The 24142-nt window shown below is 55.3% G+C and carries 24 protein-coding genes and 1 tRNA gene; 13 read left to right on the plus strand and 12 right to left on the minus strand.

Features of this window, described 5'->3' with window-relative positions; translation table 11 throughout:
• The first annotated feature begins 97 nt into the window (after positions 1–97).
• The gene (gene metG / locus ACXAGA_RS02470) at positions 98–1807 is read left to right on the plus strand and encodes a methionine--tRNA ligase (protein WP_475115924.1); all 1710 of its coding nucleotides are present in this window, start codon (positions 98–100) and stop codon (positions 1805–1807) included.
• Positions 1808–1860: 53 nt separating this feature from the next.
• Here the strand turns inward: metG and ACXAGA_RS02475 are convergent, their stop codons facing one another.
• The 3 genes from ACXAGA_RS02475 to ACXAGA_RS02485 all read right to left on the minus strand — a co-directional run bounded on the left by ACXAGA_RS02475 (position 1861) and on the right by ACXAGA_RS02485 (position 5832).
• Positions 1861–3756 carry an acyl-CoA synthetase gene (locus ACXAGA_RS02475; RefSeq protein ID WP_475115925.1) on the minus strand — a complete coding sequence of 632 codons (1896 nt, stop codon included), beginning with the start codon at positions 3754–3756 and terminating at the stop codon, positions 1861–1863.
• A gap of 99 nt (positions 3757–3855) precedes the next feature.
• Positions 3856–5649: an ABC transporter transmembrane domain-containing protein gene (locus ACXAGA_RS02480; RefSeq protein WP_475115926.1), complete on the minus strand. Its 1794-nt coding sequence runs from the start codon at positions 5647–5649 to the stop codon at positions 3856–3858.
• A gap of 109 nt (positions 5650–5758) precedes the next feature.
• A tRNA-Gly gene (locus ACXAGA_RS02485) sits at positions 5759–5832 on the minus strand.
• Between the two features lie 146 nt (positions 5833–5978).
• Here ACXAGA_RS02485 and ACXAGA_RS02490 point away from each other — a divergent pair.
• The gene (locus tag ACXAGA_RS02490; protein ID WP_475115927.1) at positions 5979–6332 is read left to right on the plus strand and encodes a hypothetical protein; all 354 of its coding nucleotides are present in this window, start codon (positions 5979–5981) and stop codon (positions 6330–6332) included.
• On the opposite strand, the gene ACXAGA_RS02495 is transcribed toward ACXAGA_RS02490, so the two are convergent.
• The 3 genes from ACXAGA_RS02495 to ACXAGA_RS02505 all read right to left on the minus strand — a co-directional run bounded on the left by ACXAGA_RS02495 (position 6333) and on the right by ACXAGA_RS02505 (position 8954).
• The gene (locus ACXAGA_RS02495; protein ID WP_475115928.1) at positions 6333–6995 is read right to left on the minus strand and encodes an SOS response-associated peptidase; all 663 of its coding nucleotides are present in this window, start codon (positions 6993–6995) and stop codon (positions 6333–6335) included.
• Positions 6996–7304: a DnaJ family domain-containing protein gene (locus tag ACXAGA_RS02500; RefSeq protein WP_475116219.1), complete on the minus strand. Its 309-nt coding sequence runs from the start codon at positions 7302–7304 to the stop codon at positions 6996–6998.
• Between the two features lie 81 nt (positions 7305–7385).
• Positions 7386–8954, minus strand: a complete 1569-nt coding sequence (locus ACXAGA_RS02505; protein WP_475115929.1) for a bifunctional metallophosphatase/5'-nucleotidase — start codon at positions 8952–8954, stop codon at positions 7386–7388.
• A gap of 166 nt (positions 8955–9120) precedes the next feature.
• Here ACXAGA_RS02505 and ACXAGA_RS02510 point away from each other — a divergent pair, with 166 nt between their 5' ends.
• The 3 genes from ACXAGA_RS02510 to arsC are packed head-to-tail and all read left to right on the plus strand — an operon-like array spanning position 9121 to position 10837.
• Positions 9121–9453: a DUF952 domain-containing protein gene (locus tag ACXAGA_RS02510; RefSeq protein ID WP_475115930.1), complete on the plus strand. Its 333-nt coding sequence runs from the start codon at positions 9121–9123 to the stop codon at positions 9451–9453.
• On the plus strand, positions 9453–10505 hold the full coding sequence (locus tag ACXAGA_RS02515) for a quinone-dependent dihydroorotate dehydrogenase (protein ID WP_475115931.1): 1053 nt from the start codon (positions 9453–9455) through the stop codon (positions 10503–10505). The genes ACXAGA_RS02510 and ACXAGA_RS02515 overlap by 1 nt, the downstream gene beginning before the upstream one ends.
• On the plus strand, positions 10502–10837 hold the full coding sequence (gene arsC, locus ACXAGA_RS02520; RefSeq protein WP_475115932.1) for an arsenate reductase (glutaredoxin): 336 nt from the start codon (positions 10502–10504) through the stop codon (positions 10835–10837). Before ACXAGA_RS02515 ends, arsC begins: the two co-directional genes overlap by 4 nt.
• On the opposite strand, the gene ACXAGA_RS02525 is transcribed toward arsC, so the two are convergent.
• Genes ACXAGA_RS02525 through ACXAGA_RS02535 form a run of 3 tightly spaced genes read right to left on the minus strand, consistent with a single transcriptional unit; the run spans position 10824 to position 13058 of the window.
• A complete protein-coding gene (locus ACXAGA_RS02525; RefSeq protein WP_475115933.1) occupies positions 10824–12134 on the minus strand; it encodes an MATE family efflux transporter in 1311 nt (436 codons plus the stop codon). The genes arsC and ACXAGA_RS02525 overlap by 14 nt on opposite strands.
• Positions 12127–12612, minus strand: coding sequence for a PaaI family thioesterase (locus ACXAGA_RS02530; RefSeq protein ID WP_475115934.1), 486 nt, complete (start codon positions 12610–12612; stop codon positions 12127–12129). The genes ACXAGA_RS02525 and ACXAGA_RS02530 overlap by 8 nt, the downstream gene beginning before the upstream one ends.
• An 8-nt stretch (positions 12613–12620) precedes the next feature.
• Positions 12621–13058: a PaaI family thioesterase gene (locus ACXAGA_RS02535; RefSeq protein ID WP_475115935.1), complete on the minus strand. Its 438-nt coding sequence runs from the start codon at positions 13056–13058 to the stop codon at positions 12621–12623.
• 135 nt (positions 13059–13193) lie between these two features.
• Between ACXAGA_RS02535 and ACXAGA_RS02540 the strand changes: the two genes are divergently transcribed.
• The 8 genes from ACXAGA_RS02540 to ACXAGA_RS02575 all read left to right on the plus strand — a co-directional run bounded on the left by ACXAGA_RS02540 (position 13194) and on the right by ACXAGA_RS02575 (position 21745).
• Positions 13194–13568 carry a MerR family transcriptional regulator gene (locus ACXAGA_RS02540; RefSeq protein ID WP_475115936.1) on the plus strand — a complete coding sequence of 125 codons (375 nt, stop codon included), beginning with the start codon at positions 13194–13196 and terminating at the stop codon, positions 13566–13568.
• 210 nt (positions 13569–13778) lie between these two features.
• The gene (locus ACXAGA_RS02545; protein WP_475116220.1) at positions 13779–14177 is read left to right on the plus strand and encodes a MerR family transcriptional regulator; all 399 of its coding nucleotides are present in this window, start codon (positions 13779–13781) and stop codon (positions 14175–14177) included.
• A 21-nt stretch (positions 14178–14198) separates the two neighbouring features.
• Positions 14199–15971: an acyl-CoA dehydrogenase C-terminal domain-containing protein gene (locus ACXAGA_RS02550; protein WP_475115937.1), complete on the plus strand. Its 1773-nt coding sequence runs from the start codon at positions 14199–14201 to the stop codon at positions 15969–15971.
• Between the two features lie 51 nt (positions 15972–16022).
• Positions 16023–16655, plus strand: coding sequence for a glutathione S-transferase family protein (locus ACXAGA_RS02555; RefSeq protein ID WP_475116221.1), 633 nt, complete (start codon positions 16023–16025; stop codon positions 16653–16655).
• Positions 16656–16665: 10 nt separating this feature from the next.
• Positions 16666–17877, plus strand: a complete 1212-nt coding sequence (locus ACXAGA_RS02560; RefSeq protein WP_475115938.1) for an acetyl-CoA C-acetyltransferase — start codon at positions 16666–16668, stop codon at positions 17875–17877.
• 326 nt (positions 17878–18203) lie between these two features.
• Positions 18204–18698, plus strand: a complete 495-nt coding sequence (locus tag ACXAGA_RS02565; protein WP_475115939.1) for a hypothetical protein — start codon at positions 18204–18206, stop codon at positions 18696–18698.
• Between the two features lie 103 nt (positions 18699–18801).
• The gene (locus tag ACXAGA_RS02570) at positions 18802–21003 is read left to right on the plus strand and encodes a 3-hydroxyacyl-CoA dehydrogenase NAD-binding domain-containing protein (RefSeq protein ID WP_475115940.1); all 2202 of its coding nucleotides are present in this window, start codon (positions 18802–18804) and stop codon (positions 21001–21003) included.
• A gap of 145 nt (positions 21004–21148) precedes the next feature.
• On the plus strand, positions 21149–21745 hold the full coding sequence (locus ACXAGA_RS02575; RefSeq protein WP_475115941.1) for a hypothetical protein: 597 nt from the start codon (positions 21149–21151) through the stop codon (positions 21743–21745).
• A 53-nt stretch (positions 21746–21798) separates the two neighbouring features.
• On the opposite strand, the gene ACXAGA_RS02580 is transcribed toward ACXAGA_RS02575, so the two are convergent.
• The 3 genes from ACXAGA_RS02580 to ACXAGA_RS02590 all read right to left on the minus strand — a co-directional run bounded on the left by ACXAGA_RS02580 (position 21799) and on the right by ACXAGA_RS02590 (position 24132).
• On the minus strand, positions 21799–22476 hold the full coding sequence (locus ACXAGA_RS02580; protein WP_475115942.1) for a hypothetical protein: 678 nt from the start codon (positions 22474–22476) through the stop codon (positions 21799–21801).
• A 222-nt stretch (positions 22477–22698) separates the two neighbouring features.
• Positions 22699–23244, minus strand: a complete 546-nt coding sequence (locus ACXAGA_RS02585; protein ID WP_475115943.1) for a Hint domain-containing protein — start codon at positions 23242–23244, stop codon at positions 22699–22701.
• 237 nt (positions 23245–23481) lie between these two features.
• On the minus strand, positions 23482–24132 hold the full coding sequence (locus ACXAGA_RS02590; RefSeq protein ID WP_475115944.1) for a sulfotransferase family 2 domain-containing protein: 651 nt from the start codon (positions 24130–24132) through the stop codon (positions 23482–23484).
• Positions 24133–24142: the final 10 nt, after the last annotated feature.

Genomic DNA, 24142 nt, shown 5'->3' on the forward strand with positions numbered 1-24142 from the left:
CATATAGCGCCCGTTTCGCGGTTGCGATAGTCGGTCTGTGCTGGCATCACGCCCCATGCGCCGCTAAAAGGCGGATAACCGCGCACAGGAAATGACAATGGCTCGACATCTGATTACTTCGGCGATCCCTTACATCAACGGGATCAAACACCTTGGAAACTTAGTTGGATCGCAGCTGCCTGCGGATCTTTTTGCCCGCTACCAACGTGGTCGCGGCAACGAAGTGATGTTCCTATGCGCCACCGATGAACACGGCACCCCCGCCGAATTGGCAGCAGCCAAGGCAGGCAAACCCGTTGCCGAATATTGCGCCGAAATGCACGAGGTTCAGGCCAAAATCGCCGAAGGCTTCCGCCTGTCGTTCGATCACTTTGGCCGTTCGTCGTCGGAACAGAACAAAAAACTGACCCAGCATTTTGCGGGCGTTTTGGCCGATAACGATCTGATCCGCGAAGTGTCGGAAACCCAGATGTATTCGCACGCCGACGGCCGTTTCCTGCCTGACCGTTATATCGAAGGCACCTGCCCCAACTGCGGTTTCGATAGCGCGCGCGGCGACCAGTGCGACAACTGCACAAAACAGTTGGACCCTGTCGACCTGATCAACCCGCATTCGACCATTTCGGGGTCCACCGATCTGGAAATGCGCGAAACCAAACACCTGTACCTGCGCCAGTCCAAGATGAAAGATCAACTGGACGCGTGGATCGACAGCAAAACCGATTGGCCTGTGCTGACGACGTCGATCGCGAAAAAATGGCTGCATGACGGCGACGGCCTACAAGACCGCGGCATCACCCGCGATCTGGACTGGGGCGTGCCTGTGAAAAAAGGCGGAGAAGACTGGCCCGGCATGGAAGGCAAAGTGTTCTACGTCTGGTTCGACGCGCCTATCGAATACATTGCCGCGTCCCAAGAATGGGTTGATGCCGGCAAAGGCGACGATTGGGAACGCTGGTGGCGCACGGATAAAGGCGCCGATGACGTGACCTACACCCAGTTCATGGGCAAAGATAACGTGCCGTTCCACACCCTGTCGTTCCCTTGCACCATTTTGGGATCGAACGAGCCGTGGAAATTGGTCGATTACATCAAATCGTTCAACTACCTGAACTATGACGGAGGCCAGTTCAGCACTTCGCGCGGACGCGGCGTGTTTATGGATCAGGCGTTGGAAATCCTGCCTGCGGATTACTGGCGTTGGTGGCTGCTGTCGCACGCCCCAGAATCGTCGGACAGCGAATTCACTTGGGAAAATTTCCAACAATCTGTGAACAAAGATTTGGCCGACGTTTTGGGCAACTTTGTTAGCCGCGTCACCAAATTCTGCCGTTCGAAATTCGGCGAAGAGGTCCCGACAGGCGGCCCTGATCTGGCAGTGGATGCCGACTGGGTTGCGCAGTTGGAACAAAACATTCGCCAGTACGAAGAGTTCATGGAAGCCAAAGAGGTTCGCAAAGCCGCTGGCGCATTGCGCGCGATCTGGGTGATGGGCAACGAATACCTGCAAGAGGCCGCTCCATGGTCTACATTCAAAGAAGACCCCGAATTGGCCGCATCGCAGGTGCGTTTGGCGCTGAACCTGATCCCGCTATACGCCGTTCTGTCGGAACCGTTCATCCCTGATGCAGCCGCAACGCTGCTAGAGGCGATGAAGGTCGACGCAGAGTGGCCAGGTGCAGCGGCTGATGCGGTCACCCGCCTGCCCGCTGGCCACGCATTCACCGTACCTGACAACCTGTTCGGCAAAATTTCGGACGAACAGCGCGAAGAATGGCAATCCAAATTTGCCGGCACGCGCGACTGATCAGGTCCGGTTATTAAATTGAAAAGGGCGGCCATTGGCCGCCCTTTGTTGTTTTATGCGTCTGCCCATTTCCACGGGCGGGTGTGTGACCCCAGACAGTGCGCCACAGCATCCGCGTCGCAATCGCCCGTTTTCGAAAGAACCGCGACCAGACCCAGTTTTTTATCCTCAATCACTTCGGTCACTTCGGCGGCTAGGCCTTCGGCGGCAAGCGTTTCGTTGTAGATCCGCGTGATTGCCATGCGGCGCAGGTCAGGTTTGAAAATTTTGCCCACTGCGGTTTTTGGCAGTTCGGGCAGGATTTCCAGATACTTTGGATGCGCTGCGCGTTCGTGGATATGCGCCTTGGCGTATTCCAGCAGCTCCTCGGAGGTTGCTTCGGCCCCGTCGACCAATTCGACATAGGCGCAAGGCAATTCGCCTGCGTAGGAATCAGGCTGACCGATGGCGCCCGCAAAGGCGATCTTTTCGTGGCCTGCCAGTGCTTCCTCAATTTCGGCGGGGTCGATGTTGTGACCTGCGCGGATGATCAGATCCTTGGCGCGGCCCGTGATCCACAGATAGCCATCGCTATCAAAACGGCCCAGATCGCCGGTGCGAAGGTATTGGGTTGGCCCCAACGGGCCCGGGTAATACAGATCCGCGTTTTTGCGCGCCTCAGTATAGGTTTCGCCCATATACACACCCGGGCTACTGACGCAGATTTCACCGATGGTATCGGTTGGGCATTCTTCGTGACTGACCACGTCGAAAATTTTCACGTCCGTGTATGGGAACGGGAACCCGATGGAGCCTACCTTTTTCTCTCCGTCCGGTGGGTTGATGGACACAAGGCAGGTTGCCTCGGTCAGGCCGTACCCTTCGCAGATGGTGATTTTGGCGGCGTCTTCGAACCGTTTGTACAGTTCGACAGGCAAAGGCGCGGACCCGCAGAACGCCAGACGCAGCGACGAAATATCGGCGTTCACAGGGCGCTGCATCAGGGCGGCGATTGCGGTCGGAACGGTGATCATGAACGTCACGTTGTAGCGTTCGATCAGTTTCCAGAAATTGTCGAACACGCCGTCACCGCGATACCCTGCGGGGGTCGGCAGAACGAAATGCGCACCCGAGCCGAGCGACGCGCCCAGCGACACAATGGTCGCGAACACGTGGAACAGCGGCAGCGGACAAATCTGAACATCCTGTTCAGTGAACAGCAGACGATCGCCCAGCCACGAGTTATAGACGATCCCCGAATATTTATGCTGAACGATTTTCGGCAGGCCCGTGGTGCCACCCGTATGGAAATAGGCCGCGATGCGGTCGCCTGTGCTGTCTGCGAAATCCAGCGTTTTGTTTTGCTTTGCGACCTCGGTCGTGAAATCGATGACAGAGGCGTTATGGGTCGGTTTGACCTTTGGGCGGATCAGCGGAACGATCAGTTTTTTCAGGCCCGACAGGTGGCGGACCAGATCGACTTCGACCACGGTTTTGACGTTGGGGGCCATTGCCACCGCTTCGTGCGCTTTTTGCGGCACATCGGTTTTTGGAAAACCTTTGAGCGTTACGACGACCTTTGCGTTCGTTTCGCGTAGGATTCCTGCAATATGTTCTGCGTCCAGCAGCGGGTTGATCGGGTTCACAATGCCCGCGATCTGACCGCCCAAGTACGTCAGGACGGTTTCGGTCGCGTTCGGCAGTACATAGGCCACAACGTCATTTTCGCCGACGCCCAATTTGCGGAACAGGTTTGCCGTTTGGCAGGTCTGCTCCAACAGCTGCGTCCACGTCAGCGTTTCTTTTTTGGACGTTGGATCCGATAGAATTTGATACGACACCGCTGGGCGCGGGCCATGTGCGGTCGCGGTGCGTGTCAGCAGTTCAAACGTCGTTTTGGGCTGATTGCGATCAGTCCAAGGTTTTTCCGCGACGATCGCTTCGCGATCTGCGATTGTTGCATAAGTCATGCAGGCTCCTCCCATGTCGGCGCGTCCCACAGCGCCGTTTGTCTCAGGATGTGTCAGAACAGCGCATGTACGCAAGTATGACGCAGCGAAACGAAGAGTCTATGCCGCAGCGGAACCTTCGGTAAATTGGAGCTTGGCCAGACGTGCGTACAGCCCGCCTTTGGCCACCAGATCGTCATGGGTGCCTTGTTCAACAATCTGGCCATCATCAAACACAACGATGCGGTCGGCCTGTTTGATCGTCGCCAAACGGTGCGCAATGATCAGGGTTGTGCGGTCTTGGGCCAGTTGTTCGACGGCGCTTTGGACCAAACGTTCGCTTTCTGCGTCCAATGCGCTGGTGGCTTCGTCCAGCAAAAGGATCGGCGCGTCACGCAAAATGGCGCGGGCAATCGCGATGCGTTGTTTCTGGCCGCCCGACAGCATGACCCCGCGTTCGCCCAGATAACTGTCGTACCCATTTTCCAACGCGACGATAAAATCATGGGCAGCGGCGGCTTTGGCTGCTGCCTCGACCTCGGCATCGGTCGCATCGGGGCGGCCAAAGCGGATGTTTTCGCGCGCAGTATCGGCAAAGACAACGGCGTCTTGGGGAACGATCGCGATCTGTTGGCGGAAATCACCGCGGGCCATATCGCGCAGATCCACGCCAGACAGCGTGATTTTACCCGACTGAGGATCAAAGAACCTCATCAGCATTTGGATCACGGTCGATTTACCCGCGCCCGATGGACCAACCAGCGCGATGGTTTCCCCAGGCTGCACTGTTAGGTTCACAGCATTCAACGCAGGCAGATTTTGGCGCGATGGATAGCTAAAGGTCACGTTCGAAAATTCGATGACGCCGTTTTTCATATCGGGCACCTCAACGGGCGACGCGGGATCAGCGACCGAATCTTTGGCGTTCAACAGTTCTGCCAAACGTTCGGTTGCGCCTGCTGCACGCTGTAGTTCGCCCCAAATTTCGGTCAGCGCCCCAACTGCGCCCGCAACCATGACGGCGTAGATGACGAACTGCACCAATTCGCCGACGGTCATTGCGCCGTTAGCCACATCTTGTGCACCGACCCACAGCACGCCAACAACGCCCGAAAAGATCATAAAGATCACGATCACGGTCATCGCGGCACGGGTTAGAATACGGGTTTTGGCACTATCAAAACTGCGTTCGGTCACATCGCTGAATTTCAGGGCGGTGCGGACCTCTTGGGTGAATGCCTGAACGGTTTGCACGGATAGCAACGCTTCGGATGCGGAACCGGACGAATTGGCGATCCAATCCTGATTTTCACGGCCCAATTTACGCAGACGGCGGCCCAAAACGACGATCGGCACGATTACAACAGGCACAATCAACAGCACCAGCGCCGCCAATTTGGCCGAGGTAAAGAACAGCAAAAACAGCCCGCCAATGAAAATGAACAGGTTACGCAGCGCGACCGACACAGACGATCCGATGACCGACAGGATCAGGGTTGTGTCCGTTGTAATGCGGCTTAGCACTTCACCCGTCATAATGTTTTCATAGAACGCGGGGCTCATCGTGACCATGCGGTCGAACACGGCCTTTCGGATGTCAGCAACCACACGTTCGCCCAGACGCGTCACCAGATAATACCGCAGGCCCGTGCCCAGCGCCAACAGGCCGACCACGATTAATGCGGCGCTGAAATACTGGTTCAGCAGCGGTGTTGCCCCGCCTTCGAAATTATCGACAACGCGGCGCACGGCCAGCGGTAGCACCAGCGACACCATCGCGGTCAACGTCAGCGCAACAAACGCCGCAGCCAGCATCAGGCGGTATGGGCGAATGAACGGCCACAATTCAGCCAAGGCCGAGATTCGTTTCGATCCTGCGCGGTCTTGTGCGTTATCGGTCGGAGGTTTTGCCATGGCTGCCATCGTCGTCAGTAAAGTTGACGTGTGATAGCCAGACAGGCCGTTGATAACAAGCGCACCATCGTCGCAACACGGCAATCATAGGTATGAAACTGAGGATTGATGGAGCGGGTGACGGGAATCGAACCCGTATCATTAGCTTGGAAGGCTAAGGTCTTACCATTACACAACACCCGCGCTGCGCAGACATATAGTCTGCACTGCAGGGGAGTTTCAAGCCCAGTTTTTCTGTCTTTTTCCGGCCCCAATTTTGACGAAATATCAGGGTACGCCTGTCCCAAAGCCCGATTCAGGGTGTGAAAGACTGGGAATAGGATTGGTTCATGCTTCGTAATCTTACGATTGCTGTCATTGCGGCACTTTCAACAGCCACTGCGGCCCTTGCCGAAGATAGCGTAACACAAACTGTGGTGATCACTGATTTCGGATATTTTCCGATGGTGACGTATCTGAATGCTGGCGACACAGTGATTTTCAGCAATCAAACCGACAGCGCCCAAAGCGTGATGGCTGTGCGCGAATTGGAAACCGATGAGCCTCAGTGGGAAACAGGTTCTTTGGCGCCATTGGAAACCTATTCGTTAGTCATCACAGCGGACACCGTTCTGCAGTTCGAAACCAGTTTTGGTAACGAAGTGAACGGCGAATTTTCGTTCGACGAACCGGTTCTGAACTAATCATTCATCTTCGACGAGCGGGTCGATCAATTCAGGCCCGCTGGCCCGATTCGAATTGACCGCAGTTCCGGCCCGCCGCAGGGAAATGATCCCCTCTGCGGTGGGTTTCATTAATGTGGCGGCCCCGTGCCCCTGTTCGCCCAGCCATTTGGCCCATGTGTCAGGTTCCAGAATCAAAGGCAGCCTGTGATGCACCGCCGCCATTTCCGCGTTGGCATCGGTCGTGACAATGGCGCAGGTCAATTCATCTTGCCATTGTTGCCAGATGCCACCGAATACCATCGGCTGGCCATCCGTACGCGTCACCCAAAAGGGTTTGGGCGTGTCCCCTTCGGCGCGGTGCCATTCGTAAAAACCGCTGGCCGCGATTAGGCAACGGCGCTGGCGGCAGGCATCGCGAAACGCAGGTTTTTCCGCAATGGTTTCCGACCGCGCGTTGATCAACAGCGGACCACCGTTCGGCGTTTTGTACCAATGCGGTAGAAATCCCCAGCGCATAGGCCGCAGATGGCGCACCCCATCCACACTGGTCGCCACGGCCAAAGTATTCGTCGGGCAGACGTTATAATTGGGCGAAAATTCCGGCAGGTCATTGGCGGGCGCAGCATCAAACATTTGCGCCATCGCATCATGCGGCAGCGTGATCGCCATACGGCCGCACATTTATTTGGTCCACGCCTTGCGGGCGATGTCGATGCGGGCCTCCATCATCGACATATTTTTCATCAGTTCGCGGCGGCGCGTGCGGTCGGATTCGCCTATCAGGTCTTCGCGCATTTTGCGCAATTCGCGTGACAGGGTGACGAATTCAGGTTCGGCCCCGTTTCGTTCCGCGACCTTGTTCAGCAGATAATTTTCAGGGTCCGCGCATTCAGGCAAAGGTTTCCCCTCCCCTTCGAGGTTATCAAAGGCGCCGTCTTTGTCCGCCGCAGCAATGCGGGCGTTGATCAGGTCAATCAGCGGGTGGTCCATGGGCATGAATATAGGCGGACAGGCACAAACAAAAAACCCCCGCCGTTTCCAGCGGGGGCCGATATCGCATGGGGTACGATATTATTCGCCAACAACCGTGATGCGGCCATCGGTGTATGGGGTGAATGGCGATGCAGCCGCCATGTATTCCGCCAACACGTCAGCCAGGTCAGGGCCATAGTCATAGGCGTTTGCAGCATCTTCGAACATCGAATAGCCGTCGCCGCCGTTACGGACGTAGTTGTTCGACACCGCGCCATAGGTCGCCGCCGGATCGATCGCTTCGCCGCCGACCATCGCGTCAACAATGCGTTCGCCCGCTGGTTTCGATGGATCAACGGTGTAGGTCATGCCAGCAACCTGAGGGAAACGGCCTGCGCCTTCCTCCATCTGGCTGACACCGTTTTCCAGTGCCGCCAGCAGAGTTTCGCCAGTGATTTCAAACGTCGACAAAGTGTTCTGGAATGGCAGAACGGTGACGACTTCGCCCATGGTGACTTCGCCTGCATCGATGGATGCGCGGATACCGCCGCCGTTCTGGATTGCGATGTCGATGCCTTGGCCTGCGACGCGGTCCAGCATTGCGTCAGCGATCAGCGATCCCATAGCACATTCACGTGCGCGGCATTCTTCGCGGGCACCGATGATTTCGTCGGCAGCATCAGCCACAACGCGGGCTTTCATTTCCTCAATCGGGCCAGCCAGTTCAGCGATGCGAGCCTTAATCTCGGCGTCTTCTTCGACCGAAGCATCCAGCAGCATGGTGTCGCCCGACGCGTCCAGCAGGTTGCCGTCGTCATCGAAATTCAGGACCAGATGGCCCACGTATTTCGAATAGGCATAGGCCTGCACGACAGGCACGTTACCAACCATGGTTGGGTATGCGTATTCGGACCCTTCTTCGTTCGAAAACAGGGTGTGCGAATGGCCGCCAACAACGGCATCCAGACCGCTGACGGATTCTGCGATTACCAAATCTTTGGTCACGCCCACGTGGTTCAGCGCGATGATTTTGGTCACGCCCATTTCGGTCAGCATATCCACGTCATGCTGCAGGTTTGCGATTTCATCCGAAAAAATCACAGCGTCCGATGGGCTAGAGGTTTCAACCGTATCAACAGCCAAAGCCGACACGATGCCGATTTTTTCGCCGCCGACCTCTAGGATCACGTGGTCGGCAACTTTGCCCGCCAGAATGTTGGACGACGACACGTCGATGTTGCCCGAAATGACTGGGAACGACACACCATCAGCCAGTTTGGCCAAACCTTCGTCGCCATCGTCAAATTCATGATTACCAACGGCCATTGCATCGAAACCGATCTTTTCCATGAATTCGATTTCAACATCGCCTTTGTAGGTCGTGTACATCAGCGACCCCTGATACTGGTCGCCGGCATCCAGAACGATGACGTTTTCGCCTGCCAGCTCTTCGCGCAGGTTGGCGATTGCGGTGGCAACGCGGGCCACGCCGCCGAAACATTCGCCTTCTGCGTTTGCTTCTTCGCTACAGGTGCTGTCGTATTTGCTGACGGGTTCGATGCGCGAATGTAGGTCATTGATGTGAATGACGTGCAGCGAATAATCGGCCATCGCCGCCGTCGCAGACAGCGCAACCGCGCATGTCGATACAAATAGTTTGTTTAGCATTGAATGCTCCCTGTTTTTATCCATTCAGATTGGCCAGCCTTGACCAACGAGTCAAATCTTGTCTCATTGGACTTCACGTAAACCAGCCGTGTGACAACTGAATGTCAGTCGATTGCCTGTTTTGCAGGCACTTGACCCGCTGCAATGACAAAGGCATGACAACGCTATGCTGATTTATAAAATTTTCCGCGCCGCCGAATGGGATCAATTATGCACCGATGGGGAAACCGTTGGGGCTCCGATTGATGTGACGGATGGCTACATTCATATCTCCACAGCCGATCAGGTCGTTGAAACTGCTGCAAAACATTTTGCTGGCGAAACGGATTTGCATTTAATCGCATTAGACAGTGACGCGTTGTCGGATGACCTGAAATGGGAACCGTCGCGCGGTGGGGCGCTGTTTCCGCATCTTTACCGCAACCTAAAGATGCAGGATGTTATTTGGGAAAAACCTTTGCCGCTGGTCGACGGTGCGCACCAGTTTCCGGAGCTATAATGAACCTAATTGAACAAATCGGCCTGTCCGCCCTACGCCAGATTGATCCGGAAACGTCCCACGGACTGGCGATCAAGGCGCTGCAATATGGCATCGCCCCAAAAACCGAAACCTACAGTTCGGACCGTTTGAAAACATCGATCGCGGGCATTGATCTGGCCAACCCTATTGGTTTGGCTGCAGGATTTGATAAAAACGCGACCGTTTTGTCGCCTCTGACCCGCTGCGGTTTCGGCTTTATCGAAGTCGGTGCAATCACGCCGCGCGCGCAGCCGGGCAACCCCAAACCCCGCCTGTTCCGCCTGACCGAAGACCGCGCCGCGATCAACAGGTTCGGGTTCAACAACGAAGGCATGGAGGCCGCCGCGACCCGTCTGGCGAAACGCCCCCAGAACGCCGTGATCGGTTTGAACCTAGGCGCCAACAAAGACAGCGAAGACCGCGCTGCCGATTTCGCGACCGTGCTGAAACACTGCGGCGCCCATCTGGATTTCGCGACCGTCAACGTGTCCAGCCCGAACACCGAAAAACTGCGTGATCTGCAGGGCAAAGACGCGCTGTCGGCGCTGCTGTCCGGCGTCATTGAAACCAATGCGGCTCTGGATCGACCGATCCCGATTTTCCTGAAAATTGCCCCGGATTTGACCGAAGCAGAAATCACCGATGTCGCCGAAGTCGCAAACGCATCGGGTATTTCTGGTATCATCGCCACAAACACCACATTGGACCGCGCCGGATTGCTGAGCCAGCACGCCCACCAAAAAGGCGGCCTATCCGGTCAGCCGTTGTTCGAAAAATCCACCCGCGTTCTGGCAAAACTATCCACGATGACCGATTTGCCCATCATCGGCGTCGGCGGCGTTGGATCGGCAGAACAGGCCTATCAAAAAATCCGCGCGGGTGCGTCTGCGGTTCAACTGTACACCGCGTTAGTCTACGGCGGCATGGGGTTGGTGACCAAAATCACCCGTGGATTGGATGAACTGTTGAAGCGTGACGGTTTTGAATCGGTTAAACAAGCCGTCGGATCAGGCCGGAGCGATTGGACATGATCATCTGGCACAACCCGCGATGCAGCAAAAGCCGTCAAGGATTGGCGCTGTTGCAAGAAAACGGTGTTGATCCGACCGTACGTTTGTACCTGACTGACACCCCGACCGAAACCGAACTGTCTCAGGTTATTGCGAAATTGGGCATGACCCCGCGGGATCTGTTGCGGACGGGTGAAACGATCTATCGCGAACTTGGGCTCAAAGACGCTGATGACAGCGCGATTATCCCCGCGATGGTCGCGAACCCAAAACTGATCGAACGGCCCATTGTGATTTCCGGCGACCGTGCCGTTGTGGGCCGTCCGCCTGAAAATATCCTTAGCCTTTTGTAGCCGATACGGATCTTTCCAACGCGGGGTAGCGCATACCCAACGTCACCCCGCGCGCGATCCAACTGACGATCATCGCCAACCAGACACCGTGGTTTCCAAATTGGTCAATCAACGGAATCGCAGCGGCGATATAGATTGCGAATGAAATCAGCATCATATTCCGCATGTCACGCGTGCGGGTCGCGCCGATGAAAATCCCGTCCAACATCCACGCAGGCAACCCGATCAACGGGCCAACAACCATGTAGGGCAAAAATACCCGCGCGGCATCGCGCACATCGGGGGCAGTAGTCAAAAAATCAATGATTGCTGCGCCGAATAACCAGAACAACGCGACCATAGCCACGGTCGTTATCGCGCCCCAAAAAGACGACAGAATGGCCGCGCGGCGCAGCATTGCGCGATCCCCCCGCCCCATCGCCTGCCCCACCAGCGTTTCGGCCGAAAACGCAAAGCCGTCCAAACAAAACGCCACCAGCGTCAGGAATTGCATCAGGACTTCGTTCGCGGCCAGCTGCACATCGCCCATCGCCGCACCCCAAAAGACGAACATGACAACAATCGCCTGCAACGCCAAAGTCCGAATAAGGATATCGCCATTCACCATCGCCATGCGTTTGATCCGCGCAGCATCCAAAATGGCAGGCCATCCGATCCGCGTGCGCACGGCATCGCGGCAGAACCATAGACCCACAGCCAATCCGGTCCAATCCGCCACGAATGTAGCCCACGCCACGCCCTCAACGCCCCAGTTCAAAACCAGAACGAACAGGATATCCAATCCAATGTTGACGATATTCATCGCAATCTGTTGCACCAGAACGCCGCGTGACCGTTCACGGGCGATCAACCAACCGATCACTGCGTAGCTGGCAATTGCAGCAGGGGCCGACCAGACGCGGATGGACATATATTGTCGCGCCAGAGTTTCGACGTCTTCCGATGCGGGCGACAGATAAAATGCCCCCCAAAACAAAGGCCATTGAGCAACGATCACGAACAAACCGAACCCGAACCCAACCAATAGGCCACGTTTTAGCAGGGCAAAGGCTTCGTCCATATCGCCTGCGCCGATGGCCTGACTGGTCAGACCTGTTGTGCCCATGCGCAAGAACCCACAGACCCAATAGATCGCCGTCAGGATCAGCGCACCCAACGCCACTGCGCCCAACGGCGCGGCTTGCCCCAGTTGCCCGATTACGCCCGTATCCACCAACCCCAACAAAGGAACCGTGATGTTGGCCAAAACAATAGGAACGGCGATATATAGAACCCGCCGATGGGTCAGATTATCCATCGCGGGACGGCATCAAAAAATGACCCGTAGCCTGCGCGAATGGACGATCACGGTTGTCTTGCCATGCTTCGACCTGAACACTGGCATAACGGCGTCCTGCGCGGGTGATCCGCGCCCGCGCATAGGCGTCACGCGGCAGGCCTGATCGCAAATAATCCACGGTGATATCGATGGTTTTGGGCAGCCGCACTTTGACATCTTGGGGCTCTGCGCCTTCGATATCGGACCAGATCATCGACCAAGCCAGCTCAACAATTGCTGCGGTTTCCAAAAATGCGGCAGTCGCGCCGCCGTGGATCGCGGGCAAAATCGGGTTCCCGATCAATTCGTCTTTGAACGGCAGAACAGCAGTCAATTCATCGCCGCGGCGATCAAACTGAATCCCCAAAAAACGACTATAGGGCATCGACTGGATCAACCGTTCCAGCGCAGCATCACGACGTTGTTTTACGACCTGTACGGGTTCGGGTTTGCGCATTTTATGTCCTATGCCTTGCGTTCAACGGTAAAGGCGCCGGTCGATGTTGCAACGGGCCGATCCCGATCATCGTCGTAGGCCGTGGCGCGCACAAAGGCGACGCTGCGCGTGACGTGATAGCATTCCGCGCGGGCAACAATGGTCTGCCCCGGTGTTGCGGACCGCATGTAATCAATACGCAAATCCAACGTCGCCGTTCCCAATGACGCCTGAGGGTGACACATCACGGCCGCACCCGAACACGTATCCATCAGGGCCGAAACGGCCCCGCCATGGATCACGCCCGTTTCAGGATCACCCACGAACCGTTCATCATAATCCATTTCAATCGCAGCCAATCCATCGCCAATTTCCACCAGCCGCATGCCCAATGACTTGGCATGTGGAAGGGACGATATAAATTGATTGGCAATCAGCGTTTGGCGATCTTTGGTTTCGTGTGACATTGGGCCTCCTGCGGGGGCAGTATTCGGGAAAAATACCCAATTGCGCAAGTGGTTGTACGTTCGTACACCGTTACGTCAACTGCGGTTGCCGAACCCATGTTTTATTTCTAGTGTGGCGCGAGAGGAGGTCGACACATGACAGAACCGCGAATTTCTTTCAAAGAGATGTGCGCCAAATTCGATGTAACACCGCGAACCCTACGGTACTATGAATACATTGAATTGCTGGCCCCAGACCGCGAAGGCCGCGCCCGTTTCTATGGCCCACGCGAAGTGGCGCGTATGACGTTGATCATGCGTGGACGCCGTTTTGGATTTTCATTGGAAGAATTGCGCCAGTGGCTGGAAATGTACGACCAACTGGGCACCGATGCGCAAATGCGCAGATGGGTCGAAATGGCTGACGAACAATTGGCCCAGCTTGCCGAACAAAAGACTCAGCTAGAGGAAACGATGAAAGACCTCAAAAAGCTGCGGGATGAAACACAGGCGAATCTGAACAAAGCCTAAGCCCAACCAAATCACCCCAAAAAGAAGGCGCTACGCCTTCTTTTTTCGTTTCTGGGCGCCCATTTTTTCAATTCTTGGAATTTGACCTTTCGTCACACTCGGAAATGACGCAGCGTTTCGTTTACGTTATGGTCAACTTGAGCACTACATTAGCCGTGTGCCGACGATTGCACCGCAACGTTGCCGACACAAATAGGACTGCAAATGACGATGACGACAGAACAGACACTGACGATCCGCGAAATGTGCGACGCGTATGATGTAACGCCGCGCACTTTGCGGTTTTACGAGGCGAAGGAACTATTGTTCCCGATCCGCGAAGGCCAAAAGCGCCTGTTCACGAAACGCGACCGTGCCCGCCTGAAATTGATCCTGCGCGGCAAACGGTTTGGTTTCACCTTGGAAGAGTTACGCCAGCTACTGGACCTGTATGAACTGGATGATCAGCAGGAAACCCAGCTGGCCGAAACCTATGAGATTGCGAAACGTCATTTGGCCGAAATGGAAGATCAAAAAGCCGAGCTCGAAAGCGCCATCGAAGATCTGAAACAACAGATGGAATGGGGCCGACAGCATCTGGAAAAACTACGACTGCAAAACGCGGGTTAACCGCACTCGGAGGAGACCACCATGCCTAGCTATACAGCACCGACAAAGGACATTCAGTTCCTGCTGCACGATGTTCTGAAAGTATCCGAACAATCCGTGCCTGGTTATGATGAAATGGACCGTGATTTCACATCTGCCGTTGTAGAAGAGGCAGGTAAAATCGCATCCGACGTATTGGCCCCGCTGAACGCCGTTGGCGACACCGAAGGCTGCACCCTGGAAAACGGCGTTGTTCGCACGCCTACAGGTTTCAAAGACGCCTTTGAACAAATGAAAGAAGGCGGCTGGACCGCGCTGGATTGTGACCCCGAATACGGCGGTCAGGGCCTGCCCTATCTGATGATGACCGCAGTGAACGAACCGTTCGTATCCGCGAACATGGCGTTCAACATGTATCAGGGCCTGACCCACGGTGCTTATTCCGCGATCCACGCCCACGCGTCCGACGAACTAAAGGCGAAATTCCTGCCGAAAATGGTGACCTGCGAATGGACAGGCACCATGAACCTGACCGAACCGCACTGCGGCACCGATCTGGGCCTGATGCGCACCAAAGCCGAACCTCAGGCAGATGGTTCGTTCAAAATCACTGGCCAGAAAATCTTTATCTCGGCTGGCGATCACGACATGTCGGACAACGTGATCCATCTGGTTCTGGCGAAAATCGTCGGCGGCCCAGAAGGCATCAAAGGCGTGTCCCTGTTCATCGTTCCGAAAATCATGGTCGATGACAACGGCGATCTGGGCGAACGCAACGCTGTGTCCGTCGGCAAGATCGAAGAAAAAATGGGCATCCACGGCAACTCGACCTGCGTTATGAACTATGACGGCGCGGTTGGTTATCTGGTCGGCGAAGAACACAAAGGCATGCGCGCCATGTTCACCATGATGAACGAAGCGCGTCTGGGCGTTGGCCTGCAGGGCTACGCACAGGCCGAAGCGGCATACCAAAACGCGCTGATCTACGCCAAAGACCGCCTGCAAGGCCGCGATGTCACCGGCGCGAAAAACCCAGACGGCCCAGCCGATCCGCTGATCGTGCACCCAGACATCCGCCGCAACCTGATGGAACAGAAATCGTTCGTCGAAGGCGCGCGCGCTCTGACCTATTGGGGCGCGAACCTGATCGACAAACACAGCCGCGAACACGACGAAGCCGCCCACGGTCTGGTGTCGCTGCTAACCCCTGTGATCAAGGGTTTCTTGACCGACAAAGGTTTCGAAATGGCGGTTCAGGCCCAGCAGGTTTACGGCGGCCACGGCTATATCGAAGAATGGGGTATGTCCCAATTCGCCCGTGATGCCCGTATCGCCATGATCTACGAAGGCGCGAACGGCATTCAGGCGCTGGACCTTGTTGGCCGCAAACTGGCCCAAGACGGCGGCAAACACGTCATGGCGTTCTTTGAAATGGTCAAAGCGGAATGCAAAGCCCACGAAGACGAACGCATGAAACCGTTCACCGATGCACTGAAAAACGCATCCAAACAGCTGCGAGCGGCGGGTATGTATTTCATGCAGAACGGCATGAAAAACCCCAACAACGCGCTGTCTGGGTCGTATGATTTCATGCACATGATGGGCCACGTATGTCTGGGCCTGATGTGGACCCGCATGGCGGCGGCTGCCTACACCGCGCTGGATGCCGGCAACACCGACACTGATTTCCTGAATGCGAAAATCAAAACCGGTGAATTCTACATGGCGCGCAGCCTGCCGGCATGTTCGATGCACCTTGCCCGTATCGAAACCGGTGCGGACACTGTCATGGGCCTGACTGCGGACCAGTTCTAAGCGATTTAGGATGGGGGCTATGCCTCCATCCTGACCACCCTAACGATTGGTATCGCAATGAAATTATACTGTTTTGGCGAAAGCGGACATTCCTACAAGGCGGCATTGGCGCTGACCTTTGCCGATGTTGAATGGGAACCTGTCTGGGTCGATTTTTTCCGCGGCGGTTCGCGCAGCCCTGAATTTTTGGCCCTCAACGAAATGGGCGAATGTCCTGTTTTGGTTGATGGGGATCTGACGCTGACACAATCAGGCGTCATTCTGGATTACCTGACTGAAAAAACGGGAAAATTCGGCGGAACGACAGCTGAAGAACGCCGCGAGGTTCTACGCTGGGTTCTGTGGGATAACCACAAACTATCTTCCCAAGCAGGCATGCTGCGGTTTCAGATGAATTTCTTGCCCGCCGACAAACGCAGCGCCGATGTGATCGGATTTATTGCGGGCCGTCTAAAGGCCGCGCTGAAAACGCTGGATACCCATTTACAGGGTCGTGATTGGATCGTGGGCAACGCCCTGACCAACGCTGACCTAAGCTGCTGTAGCTATCTGTTCTACACCGAAGATTTCACCTTTGACCGCAGCGATTACCCGAACATCGACCGTTGGCTGGACAACATCAGCTCCCTGCCCGGTTGGAAACACCCATACGAATTGATGCGTCGCGCATTGCCCGACGCCTGAGGAGGAAACCATGACCGAAGCCTACATCTATGACGCCGTACGCACGCCGCGCGGCAAAGGCCGCAAAGACGGCAGCCTACATGAAATGACCAGCGTTCGTTTGTCTTCAAACGTTCTGAACGCGCTGAAAAACCGCAACGGTCTGGACGGGCACGCCGTCGAAGACGTGATCTGGGGCAACGTGACCCAAGTCGGCGAACAGGGCGGCTGTTTGGCGCGGACTGCGGTTCTGGCGTCCGATCTGGATGAATCGATCCCAGGCCTTGCGATCAACCGTTTCTGCGCATCCGGCATGGAAGCCGTGAACATCGCCGCGAACCAAGTCAAAGGCGGCGCAGGCATGGCATACATCGCGGGCGGCGTCGAAATGATGAGCCGCGTTGCCATGGGTTCGGACGGCGCAGCGATTGCCGTTGACCCATCCATCGCAATGGACACCTATTTCGTGCCTCAGGGCATTTCGGCAGACATCATCGCCACCGAATACGGTTTCACCCGCGAAGCCGCAGACGCATTGGCCGTTGAATCGCAAAACCGCGCCAAAGCCGCGTGGGACGATGGCCGTTTCGCGAAATCCATCATTCCTGTTCTGGATCAAAACGGCCTGACCGTTCTGGATCATGACGAATACATGCGCCCCGGCACCACCACCGAAATGCTGGGCAACCTAAAGGCATCGTTCAAAGACATGGGCGAAGTCATGCCCGGCTTTGATAAGGTCGCGCTGATGAAATACCCGCATCTGGAACGTATCAACCACATCCACCACGCTGGGAACTCTTCTGGTATCGTGGATGGGTCCGCTGGCGTTCTGATCGGCAACAAAGAGTTCGGCGAAAAATACGGCCTGACACCGCGCGCGCGCATCCGTGCCACCGCAAAAATCGGCACCGATCCGACCATCATGCTGACCGGTCCTGTGCCCGTCACCGAAAAGATTCTGGCAGACAACGGCATGTCGATTTCCGACATCGACCTGTTCGAGGTGAACGAAGCCTTTGCATCCGTTGTGATGCGTTTCATGCAGGCATTCGACGTCGATCCATCGGTCGTGAACGTCAACGGCGGTTCGATCGCAATGGGTCACCCGCTGGGCGCAACGGGCGCAATCATTATCGGCACCCTGCTGGATGAACTGGAACGCACAGGCAAAGGCGTAGGCCTTGCAACGCTGTGCATTGCATCCGGAATGGGCGCAGCAACCATCATCGAACGAATGTAACAATTTGTGATCAACCCAGAGTTTGTAAATTTCTCTGATTAATTGGGCATTTGCCAGTCATTGCTGACCTATGCCCACCCGACCCGCACGGAACAGAAGACGAATCATGTATCCAAACCGCTTTGAAAAACTTATACACAGGGAGACCGGCGCTTGTGGACAAACGGCGCCGATCAACTGTGATTTGTTTTTTATTGGGGACACTTTCGTCTTTTGGGGTAACGCAGCGGCTTTCGCTGTCGTTAAGGACGAAACCACCGAAAATGCGAACGTCTACCAACGTTCCATTGACGTGGCTAAAGGATATGACGAGTGCAAAAATGGGTATGACACAAACCAAAACGTTTCAAAGTTCGCAGCCTCGGCCTGTGCCGAGTCAGAACGATTGCACGCAATTGGCGCAGCGCGCCATGGATCTGCTGGATCGCATGACCAAGGATGTCCTGTTGGGCAAAATGGATCGGATGACCGACTATTTTGCGATGCCTCATGCGCTCCAATACACGGACGAACTGATCACAATCACCAATCACGACGAAATGCTGGCGGAATTCAATCTAATCACATCCGTTTTGCGAATGATCAACGTGGCCAAGGTCGAAGTGAATTTCACCCGTCAAAGTTCAGCACGAGACGATCACCTGCCCGTATGGGTTCAGTTTCGTTTGCTGGATATCGACGGAAAGACATTGGAGGAAAGTGGGGCGACCTATTTCTGCGGGTTGGCGGACGATCAGATCAAAATCAAACTTGTCCAGTATCAAACGCCGCGCGCGCCAATGATCGAATTGCTCAGCGCACTGCAAACCGCGGGCAAGTAAACACCGACCACACTCTAAATCTGTTAAAGAGCCTGCCGCGACGTTTCGCGGCGGGCCAAACTGCTATGGCACTATGCCAAACCCATTTATCGGGAGGAAACAAATGACCGACTTTACTATGGCCATTGACGCCGATGGCGTCGCCGTCATCACGTGGGATGTTCAAGGCAAATCCATGAACGTCATGAGCCTAGAAGGCTTTGCCGAACTGGACGCACTGGTTGATCAGGCGCTGGCGGATGACGCCGTCAAAGGCATCGTGATCACATCCGGCAAAGACACCTTTGCTGGCGGGATGGACCTGAACATCATCGCAAAGATGAAAGACAGCGCAGGCGACAACCCCGCCAAAGGCCTGTTTGACGGCGTGATGAACATGCACGGCATCCTGCGCAAAATCGAACGCGCTGGCATGGACCCGAAAACCAACAAAGGCGGCAAACCGATCGCCGCAGCCCTGCCTGGTACGGCGTTGGGCATCGGTCTGGAAATCCCGCTGTCCACGCACCGCATTTTCGCAGCCGACAACCCCAAAGCCAAAATCGGCCTGCCTGAAATCATGGTCGGCATTTTCCCGGGCGCTGGCGGCACCACCCGCCTGTCGCGCAAATTGGGCGCGATGGCTGCGTCGCCTCTGCTGCTAGAGGGTAAACTAAACGACCCGAAAAAAGCCAAAGCAGCGGGCGTCGTTGACGAAGTCGTCCCAGCGGACGAACTGCTGTCTGCGGCCAAAGAATGGGTTCTGAACGCCAAAGACGCTGACATCCTGAAACCTTGGGACGCCAAAGGGTACAAAATGCCGGGCGGCGCACCGTATCACCCCGCTGGTTTCATGACCTTTGTGGGCGCATCCGCAATGGTCAACGGCAAAACCCAAGGCGTCTATCCAGCCGCCAAGGCGCTGCTATCCGCCGTCTACGAAGGCGCATTGGTGCCATTCGATCAGGCCCTGAAAATCGAAGCCCGCTGGTTCACCAACGTTCTGCTGAACCCGTCGTCCTCGGCCATGATCCGCAGCCTGTTCATCAACAAAGAGGCACTGGAAAAAGGCGCAAACCGTCCAGCCGTTGACGACCAGACCGTGAAAAAGGTCGGCGTGATCGGCGCGGGCATGATGGGCGCTGGCATCACGCTGGTTTCCGCGCAGGCAGGTATGGAAGTCGTGCTGATCGACGCCAACCAAGAGGCCGCAGACCGCGGCAAAGCCTATACCGAAGCGTTCCTGGACAAAGGCATCGCCCGCAAAAAGACGACCCCAGAAAAGAAAGAACAGGTTCTGGGCCAGATCACCGCGACCACCGATTACAACGCGCTGGCTGGTTGCGACCTGATCATCGAAGCCGTGTTCGAAGACGTATCGATCAAAGCGGACGTGACAGCCAAAGTAGAGGCCGTTGTCGGCCCCGACTGCATCTTTGCGACCAACACATCGACCCTGCCAATCAGCCAACTGGCCAAAGCGTCGAAAAACGCGGAACAGTTCATCGGCATTCACTTCTTCTCTCCGGTCGAAAAAATGATGCTGGTCGAGATTATCAAAGGCAAAGAAACCGGTGATCGCGCGGTGGCCAAGGCGTTGGATTACGTCCGCCAGATCCGCAAAACGCCTATCGTTGTGAATGACGAACGGTTCTTTTATGCGAACCGCTGCATCATCCCATACATCAACGAAGGCATCCGCATGGTCCGCGAAGGTGTCGAACCTGCGCTGATCGAAAATGCGGCGAAACTGGTCGGAATGCCGCTGGGCCCGCTGCAATTGACGGACGAAACCTCGATCGATTTGGGCGTAAAAATCGCCAAAGCGACCAAGGCCGCGATGGGCGACGCCTATCCGAACGACGCCGTGGACGAAGTGCTGTTCTGGATGGCAGACGAAGGCCGCATGGGCCGCAAAGCCGCCGCTGGTTTCTATGCCTACGACGAAAAAGGCAAACGTCAGGGCCTATGGGATGGTCTGGCCGCGAAATACCCTGTGGCAGACGAACAGCCTGATCTGACAACCGTTCAGCACCGCCTGCTGTTCGCCCAAGTCCTAGAGGCCGTGCGCGCATTAGAAGAAGGCGTTTTGGAAGACATCCGCGAAGGCGACGTTGGTGCGATCCTAGGCTGGGGCTTTGCGCCGTGGTCGGGCGGTCCGTTCAGCTGGTTGGACATCATGGGCGCGCCTTATGCTGCGGAACGTTGTGATCAACTGACCGAAGCCTTTGGCGATCGTTTCGCCTGTCCACCGCTGTTGCGCGACATGGCGGACAAAGGCCAATCGTTCTATGGCCGCTTTGGCGCAGGCAAAGCTGCTGCATAAATGAACATCAGGTGGCGGTGTTACATCGCCACCTGTTTCCCATCTGCAACATCTTTTGGTTGTGCGAACCGCAAGTCAGATTAGCGCATTCCATTGCGGCAGCCGAACCGTAAGTTGACCCTACGTTATTGTTATGGGGTTAACTATGAAAACGATAATTTCTTCTATTCTATTTTTAGGCTTAGCCGGTGCAGCAGCCGCTGAAACTGGCGATATCCAAGCAGGCGCGGGCCTGTCGACCTTTGGCGCGATGATCGAAGGTTCCTATGAAATCACACCACAGATCAAAGCGCGCGGTTTCTACCTAGGCGGTATCAACGTATCGGAAACCGACAGCTATGAATCCGATGATGGCACCGATTATAACGTCACAGCGGACCTCAGCTTGGGCGCTTTGGGTGTCGTTGCTGATTACTATGCATATGGCGGCTGGCGTGTGTCGGGCGGTTTGTTCTTTTCCAATTCGTCCATTTCGTCCGAATTTGACGACGGAGCAGACACGTTCGAAGCCGAAATCGCATTCAAAGACGATGTCGCGCTGATGCTGGCGACGGGTTACCAATACACATGGGACAGCGGCGTTTACCTTAGCGGCGAACTGGGCGCGATTTTCACATCGCTAGAAGCATCCACAAACGCGGCCGATGCAGATTTTCAAAACGACATTGATGATCTGAACGCCGAACTGTCTGATTTGCCAGCGGTGCCATATTTGTCGCTGACTGTTGGCTATACATTTTAAAACGCAAAAGGGCGGACCTAGGTCCGCCCTTTTCGCATAGGGTAAATTGAAATTTAGCCGAACATGATTTCCAGACTGGCGACATCGTTCATGGTTAGGCCTTTCAGGGTAACCAGAGCGAAAATTTCGGTGCCTTCTGGTTCGACGACGGCCATCGTCACGCCATCGTCCGTTTCGTTGAATTCAACATAGTCCATTGCATCGTCGCCATTCAGGAACGACAGGCCCAGATCCAGCGCCAGAACATCTTCGGCTGGGTCGAAATCTTCGACGGTGACTTCGGTGCACATGCCGGTCATTGCCAGAACGTCCGCACCCGCCCCCATAATCAGGCTATCAACGACCGAACCAAAACCGACGTTGATGACATCATCGCCAGCGCCCAGATCGATTTCATCTGCATGCGAACCATGGCCACCCGATAGTTCGACATAGTCGTCGCCATCATTGGTTTCGATGTCTTCGTCTGTGAAATCTTCGCCGTCCAGAACCTGATTGCCTTCAACGATCACAACATCGTCTCCGCCTGCGGTTTCGACATCGTATCCGTCGTCATCACCGTCAACAACGGTGGTATCGCCCAGCAAATCGATCAGCGCTTCGGCGGAAACATCTACATCGTCTTCTTGGGTTTCTTCCGAGGTATCAACGTCGCTGTCCGACCCGTCCAGATCCAGATCAGCAAAGGCAGCCATGCCAGCCGCACCAAGAAGAAGGAACAAGAAACCCATTTGGAAACCCTACGTATGCACGTTCGTTACACTGTATGTCAGGGTGAGTATCTTATTTATCATTACAGGGTAATAGGGGCTATCCTTTTGCCCCATACCTTACCCCATTTGGGTAATCAGATACCCCAAATCGTCAAAAAACCGTCAGTGATTTTGCGTGCCACTGACGGTTTTCTAGTTAAAATCGCGCCGAATTCGATGAATCAGTGCTGGCGCGTTAAATCAGTCTTGTTTCGCGTCTTCGTATTCCAAAACACTGATCAACAGCTCTGCCTTATCCTTTGGTAGGACGTGATAGCGCGGCTCTTTGGGTTCGGAAAACAGGTCCTGCATGATGTCAGACGGCGGCGGACAATAGAACAAAAATCCCCCTTTGCCGAACACGACCTGATCTTCTTCGAACTGCAGCGTAATGACCTCGACGTAGTCCGCTGGTCGTACAGGTTCGATGCCCCGAAACCCTTCTAATGCTGCGACAGGTACCAGAGTGAATGCGTCCCCAAACATTTCCTCTGCGACATCGCTTTCGATTAGGATGGCCTGACGGCGCGGTAGGCTCATTTCTTCTAGGTTGCCCAATGCGCCCTTTGGTACGCGCAATGGCCAATTGGAAACGCCGCCCAATGCCCCGCTGGTCTGCACATGTTCACGGCGGATGGCCGTCACTGTCTGCATCCCTTTGTCAAACGTTAAAACCTGATCACCCACACTGACTGCTTCGATCGGTCGCCACCCCATCGCGGTGGCCACACGTGTTCCAGCAATCATACCATTACCAACATCAGCCAAACTGGCTGCAAATTCTGGTGCCCCTTTAGCCGGGCTCCATGTCTGGTTGTTCCAGGCATACATCGGCACTTCCCCTATCCTGCAAGCGTTGCGCTTTGATAGGAACAGACCACCTGATTCATGAGACAAGGTTTAGGACGAAACGCGGCGCAATTGGGGCATTGTCACATCAGCGAAGTGTAAACGCGTGTACACAACATCATTTCGCCAATTTGGTTAACAATCAAAGCTGTATTTGAAACGCAGAATATCGGGCGCGCATAAATTGCCAATCAAATCACGGGTTTGACTGTTGTAATATCCGCGCCAATCCGAATCGCGGTTTGACGCATTCGCGATCGGCACATCTGGCGTGAACCCCAAATGGTCCGCCAAAGGCGACATATCTGCGGCCAAATACTCTAATCGGATGTACAGACTGCAATGTTCTGTGCCTGCGCCATCTCTCATGTAACTGTCATAACTGTTGGCGGCTAAACTGGTTTGCGTGTGTGATTCATTCACAAACTGATCAAATGGCAGGGTCTGCGCCAATCGAACGGCAGGATGGTCGAACGTCTGATCCTGCAACCAATGGTAATAGCTGACCACACGGTCCCACGGGTTGCGCACCAATGTAAATGTGAACATCCGTTCCATTTCGTCACGCGACACCATCGGTTCGACATCACACAGGCGCGAATGTTTCCACAAACGCCCAGCCGTCTGCACGCCCTTTAGTCGTTTTTTACGCTTTAACGCTTTGGGAGTATCCCCGATCAAGATGTCGTCGGCTTTGGCACGATCCTCTAGCGCCAACGCCATCGCGGTGCCGCCAGTTTTGGGGATGTGTACAAATATATAGTCGCGCCCACGGGATATGATCATGCCTCAGCCT

The sequence above is a fragment of the Marivivens sp. ABH4_498 genome (assembly GCF_056160585.1).